We start from the raw sequence: 16,757 nt of genomic DNA, 5'->3' as shown, positions 1-16,757 counted from the left end.
AGGGACGGGGCCCGGGCCCCGTCCACAGTAAAGGCGGGGCAGGGGCGGGGCTAGCCCTGGACCAGGCGCTCGTACCAAGCCAGGGCGGATTGGTCGGTCAGGCTTGCCACCTGGTCGACGATGACACGCTTGCGGGCGGCATCGTCGGCGGCAGCGTGCCAGTCCTCGCGGAAGCCGGGGTCGAGGTGTTCGTCACCGGAGTGGTGCAGAGTCTGGGCGAGCAGGGTGAGTACCTGACGCTGCTGCACGTAGATGGGCTTGCGGGTGTTGCGGGTCATGACGAAGGCCGCGACGATGCCCTTGAGTACCGCGATTTCGGCCTGGATCTCGCGGGGCACGATTACATTGGCCCCGAAGCGCAGCATGTTCGCGCCCGGGTGCGCCTCCTTGGTGGCATGCACGGCGGCACCGCTGAACCGACCGATGAGCTGGCTCGTGAGGTTCTTGAGGTGGCCCTGGTCGCGGCGCCCGGCCGTCCACGAGTCCATCCAGACATCGAGCGAGTCGAGCCGGTTGAACGCCGTCGCGAGGTCGTCTGCACTGGTTTCGTCGCCGATCCATTCCGACATGGTCGCAAGGAGTTCGTCGTGGTCGGTGCGGCTGCTCAGGGCAGCGACGTCGACGTAGCCGTTGACAATGGCATCCTCGAAGTCGTGCACGCTGTAGGCAATGTCATCGGAGAGGTCCATTACCTGCGCTTCGATGCAGAGCTGGCGGTCGGGGGCTCCCGCGCGCAGCCACTCGAACGCGGCAATGTCGTCCTGGTAGAACCCGAACTTGGCACGCCCGCTCGGGTCATAGACCGAGGAACCCTCCGGCCAGGGGTACTTGCAGCTGGCGTCGAGGCTCGCCCGGGTGAGGTTGAGTCCATAGCTGTGACCGTCGGGCCCGAATACCTTAGGCTCGAGCCGGGTGAGCAGGCGCAGGGTCTGGGCATTTCCCTCGAACCCGCCGATGTCTTCCGACCACAGGCTGAGTGCCTTCTCACCGTTGTGGCCAAAGGGCGGATGCCCGATGTCGTGCGCCAGGCAGGCGGTATCGACGATGTCGGGGTCGACGTTCAGACGCGAGGCAATCTCCCGCCCCACCTGGGCGACCTCGAGCGAGTGAGTCAGCCGGTTGCGGGCAAAGTCGAGCCCCGCCGTGGGGCTGAGCACCTGCGTCTTGGCCGCGAGGCGGCGCAGGGCGCTCGAGTGCAGTAAGCGTGCCCGGTCGCGGGCAAAGTCGCTGCGCCTGGAGTAGTGCTCTTCGGGAAACCAACGGGCCTCGTCGTTCTCGCTGTATCCGTTTGAGTTAGCCACCGCTGGTGTCCCCTTCGCCCTCGGTCAAATTCACTCGCTCCGCACCGAAAAGATCCTGCGATTCGAGCCAGCGCTCCGGCAGAGACGGCTTCTTCGGTGTTCCCGCCCGACCGCGCGGGCCCTCGACATCTGCTCCCGGGTAGGGCAACGAGGCGTCAAGGGTGCCGAGCAGGTCGTCGAGCTGCGCGAGGGACTGCACCATGGCCAGGCTGGCCCGCAGGTCACCGCCCACCGGGTAGCCCTTGAAGTACCAGGCAACGTGCTTGCGAATGTCGCGGCAGGCGCGGTCTTCGCTGTCGAAGTATTCGGTGAGGAGTTCGGCGTGGCGGCGGAACGCGTTGATGACCTGGCCGAGGCCGGGTTCGGCCTTGAGTTCCTGCCCGCGGAAGGCCGCGGCAAGATCGCCGAACAGCCACGGTCGGCCGAGACAGCCGCGCCCGACGACGACGCCGTCGCATCCGGTCTCGCGCACCATGCGCAGGGCGTCATCGGCTGACCAAATGTCGCCGTTGCCGAGCACCGGTACGTCGCTGATGGCGTTCTTGAGCTTCTCGATGGCCGACCAGTCGGCGTGGCCGGAGTAGAACTCCGCAGCCGTTCGACCGTGCAGCGCGATGGAGGCGACGCCGGCTCCGGCGGCAGCCTTACCGGCCTCGATGTAGGTGAGGTGGTCGGCGTCGATGCCCTTGCGCATTTTCACGGTCAACGGAACCGCGCCGGCGGCGGTGACGGCGGCTTCGACGATCTGACGAAACAGGCCGATCTTCCACGGCAGGGCCGCTCCCCCGCCCTTACGGGTGACCTTGGGCACCGGACAGCCGAAGTTGAGGTCGATGTGATCGGCGCGGTCTTCGGCGACGAGCATGGTCACCGCTTCGGAGACGGTCTTAGGGTCAACGCCGTAAAGCTGAATGGAGCGGGTGGTTTCACTCTCGTGGTGTGTGATCAGCCGCATCGTCTCGGCGTTGCGTTCAACGAGCGCGCGTGAGGTGATCATTTCGCTGACGAACAGTCCGGCGCCGTATTCGCGGCAGAGCCTGCGGAACGCCGTATTGGTGATGCCGGCCATTGGAGCGAGCACCACGGGCACGTCGAGCGTGAGCGGTCCGATTCGCAGCGGTCCGGTCGGCGCCACCTGGTCGACAGGTGGACCGACAGTGCGGGTGGGTGAGGTCATGTTGCGTCAATTCTCCCAGAAAGCGAGGCATGCTTCGAATCGTTGGTGGAACGGATGCCGCAGCCCACGCAGAAACGCAGCTGCCGCGCCTGGTGACCAGGCCTGCGGCAGCTGCGTTCGTGTTGAAATGAGTTCAGATTAGCTGCAGCAGCCGCCACCGCAGCAGGAGCCGGCGGCCTCGTCGGTCGCAGCGGGGGCGCCCAGGAGCTCAATGGTGGGACGGCCGGCAGCGTCGGTGAAGACGGGCGGCGTGGTGGCGATGGTGTCAGTCATGAGTTATCTCCTGAATCAATTGGGTGGATCGGTGAAAGTCTTACCTGTCAGGCTACGCGATGCGGCTGGGTATCGCTGCTACGCGGAAGCAGCGCCGGTGGAAGTATTCGTGGAAGCATCCTTCGAACGATCGGCGCGAGCCTGGTCGAGGGCCTGGGCGAACGCCGTCGGGTCCTGCGCGCCCGAGATACCGTAGCGGCCGTCGATGACGAAGAACGGAACGCCCTGGATGCCGTAGGCACCGGCCTGCGTGACGTCCGCTTTGACCGCGGCGAGGTGCTCGTTGGCGGTCAGTGACCGCACGACGTCGGCCCGGTCGAGTCCGATCTCCGCGGCCAGGTCGGCGAGGTCTTCGACCCGGCCCACATGGCGGCCGTCGATGAAGTAGGCCTTGAGCAGGCGTTCCATCATGTCGAGCTGGCGGCCGTGCGCTTTGGCGTAGTGCAGCAATTCGTGCGAGATGACGGTGTTGGTCTGGTGCACCGAGTCCCAGTCGTAGTCGAGGCCGACGCTCGCGGCGATCTCTGTGACGTTGGCGAGCATCTGCTTCACCTGATCGGCCGGCATCCCCTTGTGTTGGCTGAGATAGTCGACCGTGTTTCCGACAAAATCGACCGGGGTGTCGGGTGAGAGCTCGAAGCTGTGGTACTCAACCTCGACGGCGCCGTCGAACTGGGCCGCTCCGGCTTCAAACTTGCGTTTGCCGATGTAACACCAGGGGCACTGCACATCGCTCCAGATATCGACCTTGATCGGGTCGGAGCTCGTGGGGGCAGAAATGTCGGTAGTAGTTGTGTCAGTCACACTCGGGCCAACGGGGCCCTGCGCTCGTGTATTCCCCGCAGGGAATATTGGCAGGCGGCATTCAGGACGTTGGGGCGTCGACCGCTCCGCCGTAGCGTCGGTTGCGCGAGGCGTACAGTTCGACTGCTCGCCACAGGTCGACCCGGGTGAAGTCCGGCCACAAGGTGTCGAGAAAGACCATCTCGGCGTAGGCGCTCTGCCAGAGCAGAAAGTTGCTCGTGCGTTGCTCCCCCGAGCTGCGCACGAACAGGTCTACGTCGGGGAGTTCGGGCACATAGAGCTGCTTCGCGATGGCCTTCTCGGTGATGCCAGATGGCTTCAGCCTGCCGGCGGCGACGTCCTCGGCCAGCGCTCGCACGGCATCCGCTATTTCGGTGCGTCCGCCGTAATTCACGCACATGGTGAGGGTGAGTACGTCGTTGCCGGCAGTCAGTTTCTCGGCGAATTGCAGTTCGTTGATGACGGATGCCCACAGCTTCGGCTTGCGCCCCGCCCACCGAATTCGCACGCCCCACTCGTTGAGCTGATCGCGGCGGCGATGCAGGACGTCACGGTTGAAGCCCATGAGAAAACGCACCTCCTCGGGTGAGCGCTTCCAGTTCTCGGTGGAGAAGGCGTAGACGCTGAGGTGTTTGACGCCGATCTGGATGGCGCCGGCCACGACGTCGAGCAGGGCGGCCTCGCCGGCTTTGTGCCCCTCGATGCGGGTGAGGCCCTGGCCATTGGCCCAGCGGCCGTTGCCGTCCATGACGACGGCGACGTGCTCGGGCACGACCTTGCGGGCCAGATCGGGCGGGTAGAGGCCGGTCCAGTCGAGCGGTTTGAATGGAACGGAATCTTTGTGCGTGGCACCCTTGAAGCCGAACAGGCTCGCCATCATCGGGCGACGTGTTCCAGCGAGCGAAGCCCGCGGCCCAGGTGCCACTGCGTGTAGGCGGCTACGACGCCGGCCGCCTGGCTTTGGGTACGTTCGGGGCTCGCGCTCGCGTGTTCCCAGTCGCCGGTGAGCAGAGCGCTGAGCAGGGCGATCGTCGCAGCGTCGAGCCGGGGCGAACCGGGAGGGGCGCAGTCATCGCAGACGAGGCCGCCCATCTGCACGACCATGGCACTGTGTTGCCCCCCGATGCCGAGTTCGCCGAGGGCGCCGCAGCGGGCACAGTCCTGAAAGCTCGGCGCCCAGCCTGCCATCGACACGGCGCGCAAGAGATAGGAGTTGAGGGTGAGGTGGGAGCCGTGTTCCTGGCGGGACAACGATCGCAGGGCGCCGACCAACAGCAGGTACTGCTGCAGGGACCCCTCGGATTCGGTGAGTTTGTCGGCGGTTTCGACCATGACGCTCGCGGCGGTGTAACTGCCGTAGTCGGCGGTGATCAGGGCGCCGTAGGAGCCGAGCGACTCGGCCTGGGTGACGATGTCGAGGCTTCGGCCCTCGTAGAGCTGCACGTCGGCGACCATGAACGGTTCGAGCCGGGCGCCGAATTTGGACCCGGTACGCCGCACGCCCTTGGCGACAGCGCGCACCTTGCCGTGCGCTCGGGTGAGCATGGTGACGATGCGGTCGGCTTCACCCAGCTTGTGGGTGCGCAGCACGACGGCTTCATCTCGGTAGACAGGCACAGGTAATTATCCCACCCGGTTGCTGTAAGAACGGTCACGGCTGACCTCCCCTACAAAACGGATGCTCATTTAGCCCTGAAATTTTGTCACTAGTCTGCCCTGGCTCTGGTTTTTCGGGCCGGACGGGGGGACACTTAAGGACACTTAGTCCCCGTGGTATGGAGGTTTTCATGAAACCAGTCCAGGGCAGCCTGCCCGACATTATGCCCGTGCTCTCACGCGGCAAACACCGCACTCCGAAGAGCGGCGGCTGCTTCATGGAATTCGCCTCCTACCTCGCCGGCGAGTCCTGGAGTGACCACCCCGCCTGCACCCACCCGGTGCTCGCCTCGCTTGCTCGCATGGTCAATGACTGCAGTTCCGACGACGCCAGGTCGCGGCTCGCGCTGCTGATTCCGTCAGTCATCGGGCTGACCGGTTCCGATAAGCGCGTTGAGGTTGCTGTTGCCCTGCGCGCCGGGTGCGAAGCCCTTCCAGTGGCGAGTCTGGAACGCCAGCGCGCGCTCGCGGTGGGCGTGCTGACCTGCGAGCGGAACACATCCGGTCTTGATCTGGCGTTGGCCGAGCGGATGCGCCCGCTCATTCGGGCCGCTCTCGATGAAGCACCGGATGCCGAACGTTGGGCGCGTGACTTCATCGGAGGTGTGCATTCCTGGTCGCACACCAAGTTCACTCCGCGCACCGCCGACACGATTATTCGCGTTGCGGTGCAGGGTATCGGTGAGGCCTGCATTGCCGACCCGGACGCCCGGCTGTACACCCTGTTGGACCACGCGATCAACGATTGCCGCGCCCTGCTCGGTGCACGTAGCACGGATCGCGCGATGCACCTGCCCGCCCTGGCCTGATCAGGGCAACCGATCACACTAACCCCTGCACAGACCAACACCAGGCCGCACCCGGATGGTGCAACGAAAGCCCAGAACCGAACTGACGGTTCTGGGCTTTCGTGTTGGTGCGAAAAGTGGATGCTGCTAAACGGCGGCCAGCTCCAGGTCGCTGACCTCGGCCCGGATGCCCCGGTTGACCGCAGACACCACCGACTTCAGCGAGGCAGTGGAGATGTCCGCGTCGATGCCGACGCCCCAGTACCGCTTGCCGTTCACGTCGAGCTCGACGTAGGCGGCCGCCTGCGCGTCGCCACCGGCGGAAAGCGCGTGCTCGACATAGTCGTACAGGGTGATGGCGATGCCACGCTCCGCCATCACTCCGAGGAACGCGTTGATCGGGCCGTTGCCGGACCCGGTGGCCTGCGCCACGGTGTCGCCGTCGCGCAGTTCGACGGCGAGATCCACCGTGCCGGTCAGATCGCTCGAGGTACGGGTGGAGTGCAGTTCGAACCGACCCCACTTGGATTCGGGGTGCTTGATCGCCGCTGGCAGGTACTCATCGTTGAAGATGTCCCAGATCTGCTCGCTCGTGACCTCGCCACCTTCGGCGTCGGTCTTGGCCTGCACGACGCCGGAGAATTCGATCTGCAGCTTGCGCGGCAGGTCGAGGGCGTGGTCGGTCTTGAGCAGGTAGGCGACGCCACCCTTGCCCGACTGCGAGTTCACCCGAATCACGGCCTCGTAGCTGCGACCCAGGTCCTTGGGGTCGATCGGCAGGTAGGGAACGGCCCAGACCAGGTCGTTGACGGTGCAGCCCTGCTTGGCGGCGTCGGCATCCATTGCTTCGAAGCCCTTTTTGATGGCATCCTGGTGCGAGCCGCTGAACGCGGTGAAGACCAGGTCTCCAGCCCACGGGTTGCGTTCGGGTACCGGCAACTGGTTGCAGTACTCGGCGGTGCGCTTGATCTCGTCGATGTTGCTGAAGTCGATCTGCGGGTCGATTCCCTGCGTGAACAGGTTGACGCCGAGCGCGACGAGGTCCACGTTGCCGGTGCGCTCGCCGTTACCGAACAGGCAGCCCTCGATGCGGTCGGCACCGGCCAGGTAGCCGAGCTCGGCAGCGGCGATGGCGGTTCCGCGGTCGTTGTGCGGGTGCAAGGAGATGAGAATATTCTCGCGCTGGGTCAGGTGACGGCCCATCCACTCAATGGAATCGGCGTACACGTTGGGCGTGGCCATTTCGACCGTGGCCGGCAGGTTGACGATGACCTTGCGCTCCGGAGTGGGCTCCAGAATTTCGACGACCTGGTTGGTGATGTCGACGGCGAAGTCGAGCTCGGTGCCGGTGAAGCTCTCCGGCGAGTACTCGTAGTAGATGGTCGTGCCGGGAATGGTCGACTCCATCTGCTTGCAGAGGCGCGCGCCGTACAGGGCCAGGTCGACGATGCCTTGCTTCTGTTCGCGAAAGACAACCTCGCGCTGCAGGATGCTGGTGGAATTATAGAGGTGCACAATGGCTTGCTTGGCGCCGGTGATCGACTCATAGGTGCGCTTGATGAGGTGTTCGCGGGCCTGGGTCAACACCTGGATGGTGACGTCATCGGGGATCGCGTTCTCGTCGATCAGGCTGCGCACGAAGTCGAAGTCGGTCTGGCTCGCCGAGGGAAAGCCCACCTCGATTTCCTTGTAGCCCATGCGCACGAGCAGATCGAACATGATGCGCTTGCGCTCGGGGCTCATCGGGTCGATGAGCGACTGGTTGCCGTCACGCAGGTCGACCGCGCACCAGCGCGGAGCAACCGTGATGTGCTTGCTCGGCCAGGTACGGTCGGGCAAGTCAACGGCGAACTGCTCGTGGTACGGGCGGTAGCGGTGGATCGGCAGTGTGGATGCGGTCTGATTGTTCTTCATGGTCCTGTTTCCTCGTGGGTGTCGTACAGCCAACGACGAACGCCGCGACGAGGGAGGCCTTTAGATTAGGACTCGTCGCGGCAGCTAAGGAGGAGCGCACCGTTCAACACATTTTCAGGCTAGCACCGTTTGGCAGCGCTGATACGACCGTTACTGGCGCCGCCTCGGCCAACGGATGCTACTGGCTCAGCCCGCGCATCAAGGTGACGACCTCCCGCATAGACAGACTCGGCAGGTAGGCACGGGCCAGGGCCAACCCGATCTCCGGCAGTGCGACCGGGTCGGGAAAAGCCATGAAAACGGGCGCGAACTCCGGCTGGAACTTACGTTTGAATGCGAGCAGCGACCGAAACCCGTACACCGGTTCGAGCGTGCGCCCGAGGTATTCGAGCAGTCGATCGGCCACTCCGCCCGGCCGGGGCCCGGCAGCCGGGGCGAGCGGCGCTATGGACAGGCTGAGAAACTCGATCTGCGCACTCTGCTGCATCCGCTCGGCCGTTTGGGCGATCAGAAATTCCATCACCCCGTTGATGCTGTCCGGGCGGCGCCGCATGAAGTCGAGAGTGTAGCCCACAATTTCACCGTCGTGGTAGGTCGGCAGCCAGCTGGTGACGGCGTGCACGAGCTCTGCATCGTCGACGGCGAGCATGAGCCGCACGGCGGGGTCGCGCAGTTCGTCCAGGCCGCCGAGGGTGAACCCCAGTTCGGGGAGTTCTTTCTCTTGAACCCACTGCTCCGAGATTTCGGCGATCTGCGCTGCCTGCGCCAGCGACAGCGCCCGATAGCTGGTCCAGACCGCCCGCACACCGGCGCGGTCGGCCCGATTGACGGATGAGCGGATGTCTTGCCACTTCTTTCCGGTGGTGTTCCAGACGCTCGGATTGAGCAGTGTCTCCTCCCCCACCTGCATGGTGTGCCAGCCCATCGCGTTGAAGACCGGGTGCCAGCTCTCATGCAGGCTGTAGAACACCGGCACCCAACCGTGGTCGTCGCACATGCGGGCAAAGAAGGCCACGGCCTCAGCGGCCTCGGAGGGCGGTCCGACCGGTTCCGACGTGGTGATGGCGATGCCGTTGACCACGCGATAGGCGATCGCCGAGCGCCCACTCGCGGTGAACCAGAGGGAATTACCGGTCCAGGTCGTCATGAACCCGAGCGATCCGCCGCCGTGGTCGGCGAGCAGGGTGCGTAGCCGCTCCGGCGCGTCGGCGGTCGGGCCGACCGACGCGCTCCGCAGGCAGAGGATCGCCCCGACGAAGACAACGATCCAGAATGCAGCACCGACACCGTCGTACAGGGCGGTGGCAAGCGGGTCGGCCGGAAGAAAAGACACCCGCTCCAGGCGCAGGAACCCGACCGGAATGAAGCGCTCCGGCAGGTCCGCGAGCAGGTCGAGCAGCGTGACGGCTGGGCGAAAATGGTCGCGGAGCAGCCATCCGATGCCGATGTAAAACGCGGCGAGCGCAGCGAGGCTACCCAAAGTCACGAGCACGAACCGACGTCGCACGCCGGTGCGGGAAGCAACGGGAAAACGGCGCAGATGGCCGAGGATAACGAGGGCAACGGCGAGCGGCACGAGCACCGACACCACGAGGATGAGGGTGACCTCCCAGTACCGGCCGGATTGCCACTGCCAGACGTAGGCCTGCCCGGAGATCGGCAGCAGCCCGTAATACCAGGCGGCGAGCAGGGCCAGCCCGGTGTTGATGGTGATCGCCAGCCACGCGGCGAACCGCCGTCCGCGGGACAGCCCGAACGCGGCAACGACGAGGGTGAGCAACGGCAGCAGGCTGACCAGCACCGGGCCGGCCCCGCCGATGCGTTCGAGGCTGAGTTCCTGCACGCACTGCCGGGTCACGTCACCCAGCAGACAGCGGTCGACGACCTCCCCGGCCGTAGGTACGTCCTGGCTGAGCAGCATGCCGAGCGGCGCGAGCAGACCGAACCGGGCAGCGGAGAAGATGGTGATGACCGGTCCGACCGCGACCATGCCGACGATGGCGGACAGCAGCGTGCGAGTTTCGTGGTCGGAGCTGCGCCGCCACGACGTGACACGCAGCGGCGGGCGCCACAGCCAGCCGACGCCGAGCCCGACGACCGCGGCCAGCATCCGGTAGAGGTCGGAGGGCTGGCCTGAATACAGCACGAGCACGAGTACCGTCGACAGGCCGAGCACCCGAATGCGTCGCCGCCAGAGCGGCCCGGCGAAGTAACTGGCCGCCATAGCGCTGCCCAAAACTGGGGTAAAAGGGTCAACCGCCCACAGCTCACTCACACCCCGTGACCACATCTCCCCGCTCGCCACGCCGAGATACTGCACACCGAGGCCGATCGTCGCACCCAGAATCGACGTCGACAGAAAAGCGATCACGGTGCGGCGGGTGCCCATCATCCGTTCGGCGAACCCCAATATAATCACTATGCCGGCTAGCGCCAGCACCAGTTCGGCGCCGTTGTCAACGAAAAATACCGAGGTCAACGGCGACCACCAGTGACCGTTTTCGATGACCGACTCGTAGCCGGTTCCGAAGAGTAGACGGATGTCTCGCGACGGCCCCGTGATCACCCCACTGACGAGTGCCACGCCGAGGAGGGATACGGCATAGGCCACGGCGAACGGCCGCTGGCCGGCAAACCGTCCAAGGGAATCGAACACGTCGCGCCGTACCGGGCGCGATCTGGTGGGGTCACGCTTTCCGGAGTCGCTCTCGATTTTGGTTCCGGTCATCCTGTCATCCCAACGTTGTCGGGCGCAAGCAAAGCGGTGCGGGCTGCGATGATGGGCAGGGCTTTGGTCCAGGCGTAGTCAACGGTGTGCCAGTCGTGGGCCGTGCCGGGGGAAACGAACAGGTGGGTGTCAACGCCGGCGCGCGCGGCGGCGTCCGCGAGCGTGCGCACCCCGGGCAGAAAGCGCGGGTCACCGTCGCCAGCGACGAAGATCGCGCCGAGCGCGGTGTACGGCGCATGCACGGCCAGGATAGCGGCCGGTGCTGCCGCGGCGTAGGCGGCGGCGTCACCGTAGAAACCGGCTGCCACCGTATGCGCCTCGCTTCCGTTTCTAGGAACAAGCTCTCCCGCGATGTCCAAAATATTACCGTACAGTTCCGGATGCGCGGCCCCAAGTTGAATGGAACAGGTGCCGCCCTGGGAGAAACCGGCGATGGTCCAGGCACTGGGCTGATCTTTCACGTGCAAGTGCGCGCGGATCCAGGCCGGGACATCGATGGTGAGGTAGGTGTCCACCCGGCCGCGCGCGGAATTCACGCACATTGGATTACTAGTCGGAGAACCGAGCTGGTCGGGAACCACGACGATGGGGGCGAGGCCGGAGTGCGCCTGGGCATACCGGTCGAGAATGCGGGCCAGGCCGCCGGCCGTGAACACGTCGCTCGGGCTGCCGGGTTGGCCGGACAGCATCTCGACCACGGGAAGCGCCGGCGGGTTGGCTGCCGTCGCTGCGGGCGGAAGATAGACTAGGGCGGGTCGTGCGGCGAACCCGGAGACCGTCGCCGGGATGGTGACGGTGCCGACGATTCCGTCGCCCGTGCTGGTCGTCGTACCGGCCGCGAGAGTGTCGCTGCGAGCCGTCGCCAGAGCCTGGTCGAGCTGCGGAAAACTAGCCAGACCGAGAGCCACTCGTAGCGTGGGAAATTGGCCGACGTCGGCGTTGATCCCAGCCGCGGCGCTGAGCAGGCAGAGCGGCAGAGCGCACATAGCGACGACGCGTCGCCACCGAACCTGGCCGCGCAGATTCAGCAGCACAATGGCGACGCTGGCACCCAGTGCTTCGGTCCAGAGCCGGGTGCCGATCGACAGCGACACGCCCCAGGGATCCCAGACGTCGCTGACCAGCCAGGCCAGAAGCCAACCGGCGGCTGCCCCGACGACGGCACCGATGACGGTCATGACCGGGCGACGCACGCCCGTCGGACCGAGCAACACGAGCAGCAGTACAAGACCGGTGACGCCATAAAGCGCTGCGAGGAGGGGTGCGTCGATGAGGTTGAGATCGAGCGGGTTAATGTCCGAGAGCAGCGAGTTCATCCAGAGCCTCCGAGACCACTCTGGCACCACCGGCAGGTTCGTAGACGGGCATCGCTGAGTTATCAGCCAGTGCCCGGAAAAGTCATGGCTGGCTGACAGCCCGCTCCCAGCCGGCAAGCGGATGCCGCGCCTGCCGGTCGCGGGATGGGCGCGCCTACTCCCCGACCATCGGCGCATGCTCTGCGGGCTGAGCGTCGCTGCGCCAGCTCTTAGCGCAGGTCCCGCAATCGATCAGTAATGCTGTTTTCTTCACCCGCTCGGCGCTCATAGGTGACGGCGATGATAAGAAGCACGGCACCGACGACGGCCAGGGTGATCCACCACGGCATCGACTCGATCCCCCGACCGATCTGCACCAGGAACACGAGAACGTTTTCGAGCGGAAGCACGATGATTCCGATCAGGAACGGGGCCGCGAGCCTGCGACTCGAGCCGATCAGAATGGCGACGAGCGCAATGATGATCACGAGGATCGCCCGCCAGGTCTGCGGGTCAGTGAAGGTGGCCGTGACCGACGCCGACAGTAGGGCCACGATTCCGGGGGCGAGCAAGGGCCAGGAGCCGTTCCAGCCGGCCGGCCAGCTGCTGACGGTGCCTATCGTGCTGGCATCGACTGGATGCACGCGCGCGGCATCCGCTCGCGCACCATTCAGCACCAAGGCGCCGGCCGCCAGCAGAAAGAGGCCAAGCGGCAGCGAGAACCATTCGACGCGCAGGTCTCGCGGACTCCACGCCACGATCGCCGTGACGAACGCGATGGCGAAGACGAACCACACGGGTGGCAGGCTCGTTGTTCGGGCGCGCAGCCGCCAGGCGATGACGACGACGGTCACGAGGTAGGCGAGCATGAGAGCCCACATCATCCAGATTGTGAACCAATCGCGCTCGATCGATGACCAGGTGGCGACCGCGACGAACACCGCCGGGGGCGCATAGAGCCAGCGAGTGCGGGCCCACCGCGACCCCTCCGGCGCGACCCTGCGGATGGCGCCCGCGCCGAGGGCCGCCGGCAGTGCTCCGGCCAGACCGATTCCGAAGCAGAGCAGAACGAGCGGCACACCTCCGGTCAGGATCGGGTCGGCACCGAAACCAAATCTGACCCCCTGAATCGCGCCGGCCGCCCCGGCGGCAATCGCTACGCCCAGGGTTGGAATCTGCAGCGCTCGGAGCAGTTCGGCACGCACCGAAGAGCCTCGGCCGAGCACACGGCCGACGCCAAGCAGGAGCCACGATGCGACGACGAGCCCATAGCCACGCCACGGAGCCAAGGCGGCAGCCCCGGTGCCGGATACCGCCAGCATCACCAGGATCGGTGCGAGGGCCACGACGAGGCCCAGCGCGTAGAGGGGCACGGCGCGGGAACCGCGTGCGGTGAGGATCAGGCCGACAATTGCGGCGGCCAGGGCCGGCGGGAGCAGGTATGGTTCGAGCGCGCTGATTTCGGCGAGGGCCCACAGGCACCAGAGTGCGCCGGTGAATGAGGCGGCGGCGACCCACCACCCGTAGCGGCGTTTCGCCCAGAAAGCTGTGGCTGCCGTGCCGAGCCCGAGGATGACCAGCACGATGAAGGTCGTCGGCAGCCCGGCAGCGACGCGTACGAGCGCCAGCTGGACCGCGATCACCGCGGTCAGCAGGGTCGACGATTCAATCGCGATCCGGGCCGCCGCGGTATCCCTCGACCCAATCCCCCGCAGGCCCAGCATCGACCCAATCAGGCCGGTGCTCGGGAGCACGATAGCGACAATGGCCGCGATCACCGGCAGCGTCACCGGAGACGCGCTGCCAAGGAGCACCTGCGCGCCGAGGCAGATCACCACGACGGCAAGAGCGGGAACGAGGAGGCCGGCGGCGATCGTGCGGAGCACGATTCCGAGGCCCGCGCGTCGAGTATTGAGGAGGGTGAGTGCCAGTAAGAAGATGAGGGCGGTCGAGAGGGCTGTCCAGCCGCTGCGCTCAAAGAGCACCTGCGCAACGCCGATCATGAACGGCACGATCGTCACGACCAGAATCGCGTACCAGGCCGGAGGCCCGACCCGTCGCAGAAAGGTCGCGGCAATCGCGCCGAGCGAGCCGAGCGATGTGGTCAGGCAGAGCACGGCGATGGTGCCGAGGCCCAGTTGGTCAAGTGCAATCGCGACGATGACGAGCGCGTAGGCATAACCCGCGCCGACGTGCAGAAACCGTATCCCGGGCGGCACGGTCTGCGCAATGACGGCGATGGTCGCGACGATAGCGATGCCAGCCCAGACGGTGACACCATCATCGGCCAAGGAGAATATAACGGCCAGCAGCACCGCGAAATGGATGCCCAGCACGAGTGGCAGCCGCATTCTCAGGGCGGCACTGCGCAGGCGCGGAACGGCGACGAGCGCACTGCTCGTTGCCACGGCCAGGCACAGGGCGATCGTGATGCGCGACCAGAGCGGCAAGATGGGCTGACAGGCAAAGACCAGCCCGGCGAGGGCGGCGAGCCAGATCGCTAGTGATCCGGTCCACGCTGCCAGCTTCGGGGTAGCATCCGTTTTCGCGGTATCACCGCGACTGGTTAGCACCGAGAACGCTCCGAGTCCGGCCGACATAGCACCCAGTCCGAGCACAACGGCGAGAAAGCCGTGCGCGGGCATGAGGCCGATCGCACCGAGGTCCGAGCCGCTCAGCGAGGCGAGTACCGTTGCGGCCCCGATCAGCACGGCGGAGAGAACGGGCACGAGCACGCTCACCCCCGCAATGGCGAATGCACCACCCAAGAATGCTCGGCGGTCGAGGGCGCGGGCTCTCGGAGCACACGCCTGGAGCACGAGCAGTGCGGCGGCACCCGCTGCGGGAGCGACGGCCTGGTACCACTCGCCCGCGCCGTGCGCGCCGAGGTCGAGGGCGAAGGGCAGGCTGACAGCGGCGGCCATCGCGGCAGCGCCCGTGAAGGCGCTCCAGAACAACTTGGCCACCTGCCGAATCGTGAGCAGGGCGAGCAGGGCGACACCGGTCAGCACTGCGGTAATCGTCAGCCAGTATTCGGTTGTGGTGGTGAACTCAGTGAACCCGATCTGGGCCAGCAGGATGCCGGTCGCGACGATTTGGATCGTCGCAAGCGTCATCCGCTCAAACCGGAGGAGCCCATCAAATCGCTGCGCCAGCATCGGTGTCGTCCTGAGCAGGGCGAGCGCGACGAAGGCCACTCCGAGGTGTCCCAGGATCGCCGCCAGTGTGGATTCGCCCGCGTAGCCCAGCATCGCTGGAGCGAGAGTGAGTCCGGCGAGCGAGATCCAGAGCCAGCCGCGAATGCGCGCGAGCGTCGACACCATGACCATGACACCGCCACTGACGAGTGTTCCGGCGGCGGCGAGCACCCACGGGCTAACCCCGCTCGGCGCCAGTTCCGAGAACGCGTAGACGTCGAGGGCCACGAAGACCATCCCGAGGCCGCCGACGGCTTCGGCCGAGAATTGCAGCTTGTGGCGGGCCAGCAGCCACGCGCCGCCGAGGAAGAGGACGGTGATCAGCCCGACGATCACGCTGCGTAGGGCGTGATCTTTGAGGTCGGGGTTGAAGAAGGTGAAGACGACCGCGGAGACGGCGAACAGTCCAGCGCCCGCGATGGCCAGCACGGACTGCACCGTCGCGCTCGACCGACGGCCCGCAGTGGCCGAAGCGCCCGCGCCAGGTTGCGCGGGCATCCGTTCTGGAATCGGTGCCGGCGTCGGCACGGCGCTGTCTTCGGCGTCGATCGCACGCGGCGGATGCGACACGAGTTCAAGTGCCTCTTGTCGTGCCACGAGCGCCGCGGCGGCCGCCTCCGAAGCTGACCAGAGTTCTGCCGCCAGAACACCGACGAGTTCGGCACCGCAATTGCGACAGGGGCTGTCGGGCAGCGCGACCGCGCAGACGGGGCACGACGTGCGGTCGAGCAGATGGCGAATCGCGACGTCGTTCCAAGGCTGAACAGCTCGCGGCATGCTCATGACCCCGACACGGAAGCCTGCGCGGGCGTACTGGCTTCGTCCTCTGGCACCCACATGAAGATGTCGCCGGGCTGGCAGTCGAGCACACGGCAGATGGCGTCCAGGGTTGAGAATCGCACGGCTTTCGCCCGACCATTCTTAAGAACGGATACGTTGGCCGGTGTGATGTCGATCGCTGCGGCGAAGTCGGCGACCGACATCTTCTTCTTAGCCAGTTCGACGTCGAGGTTGATCACGATGGGCATCAGACCACTTCCGCCAGGTCGCGTTCGAGTTGGGAAGCCTGATGGAGGAGCCCGCGCATGACCACGATCATCAAGGCCAGTCCCGAGCCGACGACGATTCCGAGCGAGCACAGCATGATGACCGAGGGCGAGGCAACACCGGCGACCGCCAGAGTGATGAAAGACCCGAGGATGAGGAGGGTCGCCAGGGTGACCAGGCCGAGGATGATATTGACATACCTGAACGCGTTTTCCCTGAAAATGATGGATGCCCGCACCAGCGATAGCAGCCGCCACACGCAGACGAGCGCGACCTGCACGCAGAGCACGAACCCCACCGTGACCATGATCCCGGGCACCTGGAGATAGTCGAGTGGGGGAGATTTTTCGACCATCTGCTGCGCGACCGCTGGGATCACAAAGACCTGGCACGCCAGAAGCAGTGTGATCAGCACGAAGATGAGTGTTTTCAGGGTGACGATCGCCGAGCGATGCATGTGAATCCTATCGTTTATCGGTGTTAATCTATCGATAAACAATATACACACATTCTTGCGAGCGACACGAGCACGGGCATACTCCGCGACCGAAATTCGCCGCCGGGACAGCGTGCGCAC

13 protein-coding genes are annotated in these 16,757 nt (G+C 65.7%); 1 reads left to right on the top strand and 12 read right to left on the bottom strand.

All coding sequences use genetic code 11. The features are described from left to right. Nucleotides 1–50: 50 nt before the first annotated feature. The 6 genes from E3T35_RS06500 to recO form a co-directional block, all read right to left on the bottom strand. On the bottom strand, nt 51–1,301 hold the full coding sequence (locus E3T35_RS06500; protein ID WP_134346784.1) for a deoxyguanosinetriphosphate triphosphohydrolase: 1,251 nt from the start codon (nt 1,299–1,301) through the stop codon (nt 51–53). Next, a complete protein-coding gene (gene dusB / locus E3T35_RS06495) occupies nt 1,294–2,478 on the bottom strand; it encodes a tRNA dihydrouridine synthase DusB (RefSeq protein ID WP_134346783.1) in 1,185 nt (394 codons plus the stop codon). Before dusB ends, E3T35_RS06500 begins: the two co-directional genes overlap by 8 nt. Before the next feature lie 138 nt (nt 2,479–2,616). Beyond that, a complete protein-coding gene (locus E3T35_RS20015; RefSeq protein WP_255410059.1) occupies nt 2,617–2,751 on the bottom strand; it encodes a hypothetical protein in 135 nt (44 codons plus the stop codon). Nucleotides 2,752–2,829: 78 nt separating this feature from the next. Beyond that, nucleotides 2,830–3,555, bottom strand: coding sequence for a DsbA family protein (locus E3T35_RS06490; RefSeq protein WP_198417784.1), 726 nt, complete (start codon nt 3,553–3,555; stop codon nt 2,830–2,832). A 61-nt stretch (nt 3,556–3,616) separates the two neighbouring features. After that, complete coding sequence (locus tag E3T35_RS06485; RefSeq protein ID WP_233206245.1) at nt 3,617–4,435, bottom strand: isoprenyl transferase; 819 nt, start codon at nt 4,433–4,435, stop codon at nt 3,617–3,619. Continuing rightward, nucleotides 4,432–5,172 (bottom strand): DNA repair protein RecO, encoded by a 741-nt coding sequence (recO, locus tag E3T35_RS06480; protein WP_134346782.1) that lies wholly within the window; start codon nt 5,170–5,172, stop codon nt 4,432–4,434. Before recO ends, E3T35_RS06485 begins: the two co-directional genes overlap by 4 nt. A gap of 170 nt (nt 5,173–5,342) precedes the next feature. Between recO and E3T35_RS06475 the strand changes: the two genes are divergently transcribed. Then, nucleotides 5,343–6,020: a hypothetical protein gene (locus E3T35_RS06475; RefSeq protein WP_198417783.1), complete on the top strand. Its 678-nt coding sequence runs from the start codon at nt 5,343–5,345 to the stop codon at nt 6,018–6,020. A 126-nt stretch (nt 6,021–6,146) separates the two neighbouring features. Here E3T35_RS06475 and leuA read toward each other — a convergent pair whose 3' ends face one another. The 6 genes from leuA to E3T35_RS06445 form a co-directional block, all read right to left on the bottom strand. Beyond that, nucleotides 6,147–7,913, bottom strand: a complete 1,767-nt coding sequence (gene leuA, locus E3T35_RS06470) for a 2-isopropylmalate synthase (RefSeq protein WP_134346781.1) — start codon at nt 7,911–7,913, stop codon at nt 6,147–6,149. A gap of 178 nt (nt 7,914–8,091) precedes the next feature. Then, on the bottom strand, nt 8,092–10,641 hold the full coding sequence (locus tag E3T35_RS06465; RefSeq protein ID WP_134378185.1) for a bifunctional lysylphosphatidylglycerol flippase/synthetase MprF: 2,550 nt from the start codon (nt 10,639–10,641) through the stop codon (nt 8,092–8,094). Continuing rightward, nucleotides 10,638–11,957 (bottom strand): alpha/beta hydrolase family protein, encoded by a 1,320-nt coding sequence (locus tag E3T35_RS06460; RefSeq protein ID WP_166789854.1) that lies wholly within the window; start codon nt 11,955–11,957, stop codon nt 10,638–10,640. The genes E3T35_RS06465 and E3T35_RS06460 overlap by 4 nt, the downstream gene beginning before the upstream one ends. Nucleotides 11,958–12,166: 209 nt before the next feature. Beyond that, on the bottom strand, nt 12,167–15,916 hold the full coding sequence (locus E3T35_RS06455) for an SCO7613 C-terminal domain-containing membrane protein (protein WP_134378183.1): 3,750 nt from the start codon (nt 15,914–15,916) through the stop codon (nt 12,167–12,169). Beyond that, complete coding sequence (locus tag E3T35_RS06450) at nt 15,913–16,161, bottom strand: helix-turn-helix transcriptional regulator (protein ID WP_134346777.1); 249 nt, start codon at nt 16,159–16,161, stop codon at nt 15,913–15,915. Before E3T35_RS06450 ends, E3T35_RS06455 begins: the two co-directional genes overlap by 4 nt. Then, on the bottom strand, nt 16,161–16,757 hold the full coding sequence (locus E3T35_RS06445; protein ID WP_134346776.1) for a DUF2975 domain-containing protein: 597 nt from the start codon (nt 16,755–16,757) through the stop codon (nt 16,161–16,163). Before E3T35_RS06445 ends, E3T35_RS06450 begins: the two co-directional genes overlap by 1 nt.

This window comes from Cryobacterium sp. TMT1-2-2 (assembly GCF_004403505.1).
In the GTDB taxonomy this organism is placed as follows: domain Bacteria; phylum Actinomycetota; class Actinomycetes; order Actinomycetales; family Microbacteriaceae; genus Cryobacterium; species Cryobacterium flavum.
The sequence above is the reverse complement of the archived record's forward strand: the minus strand, read 5'-3'. Positions and strand labels throughout refer to the sequence as shown.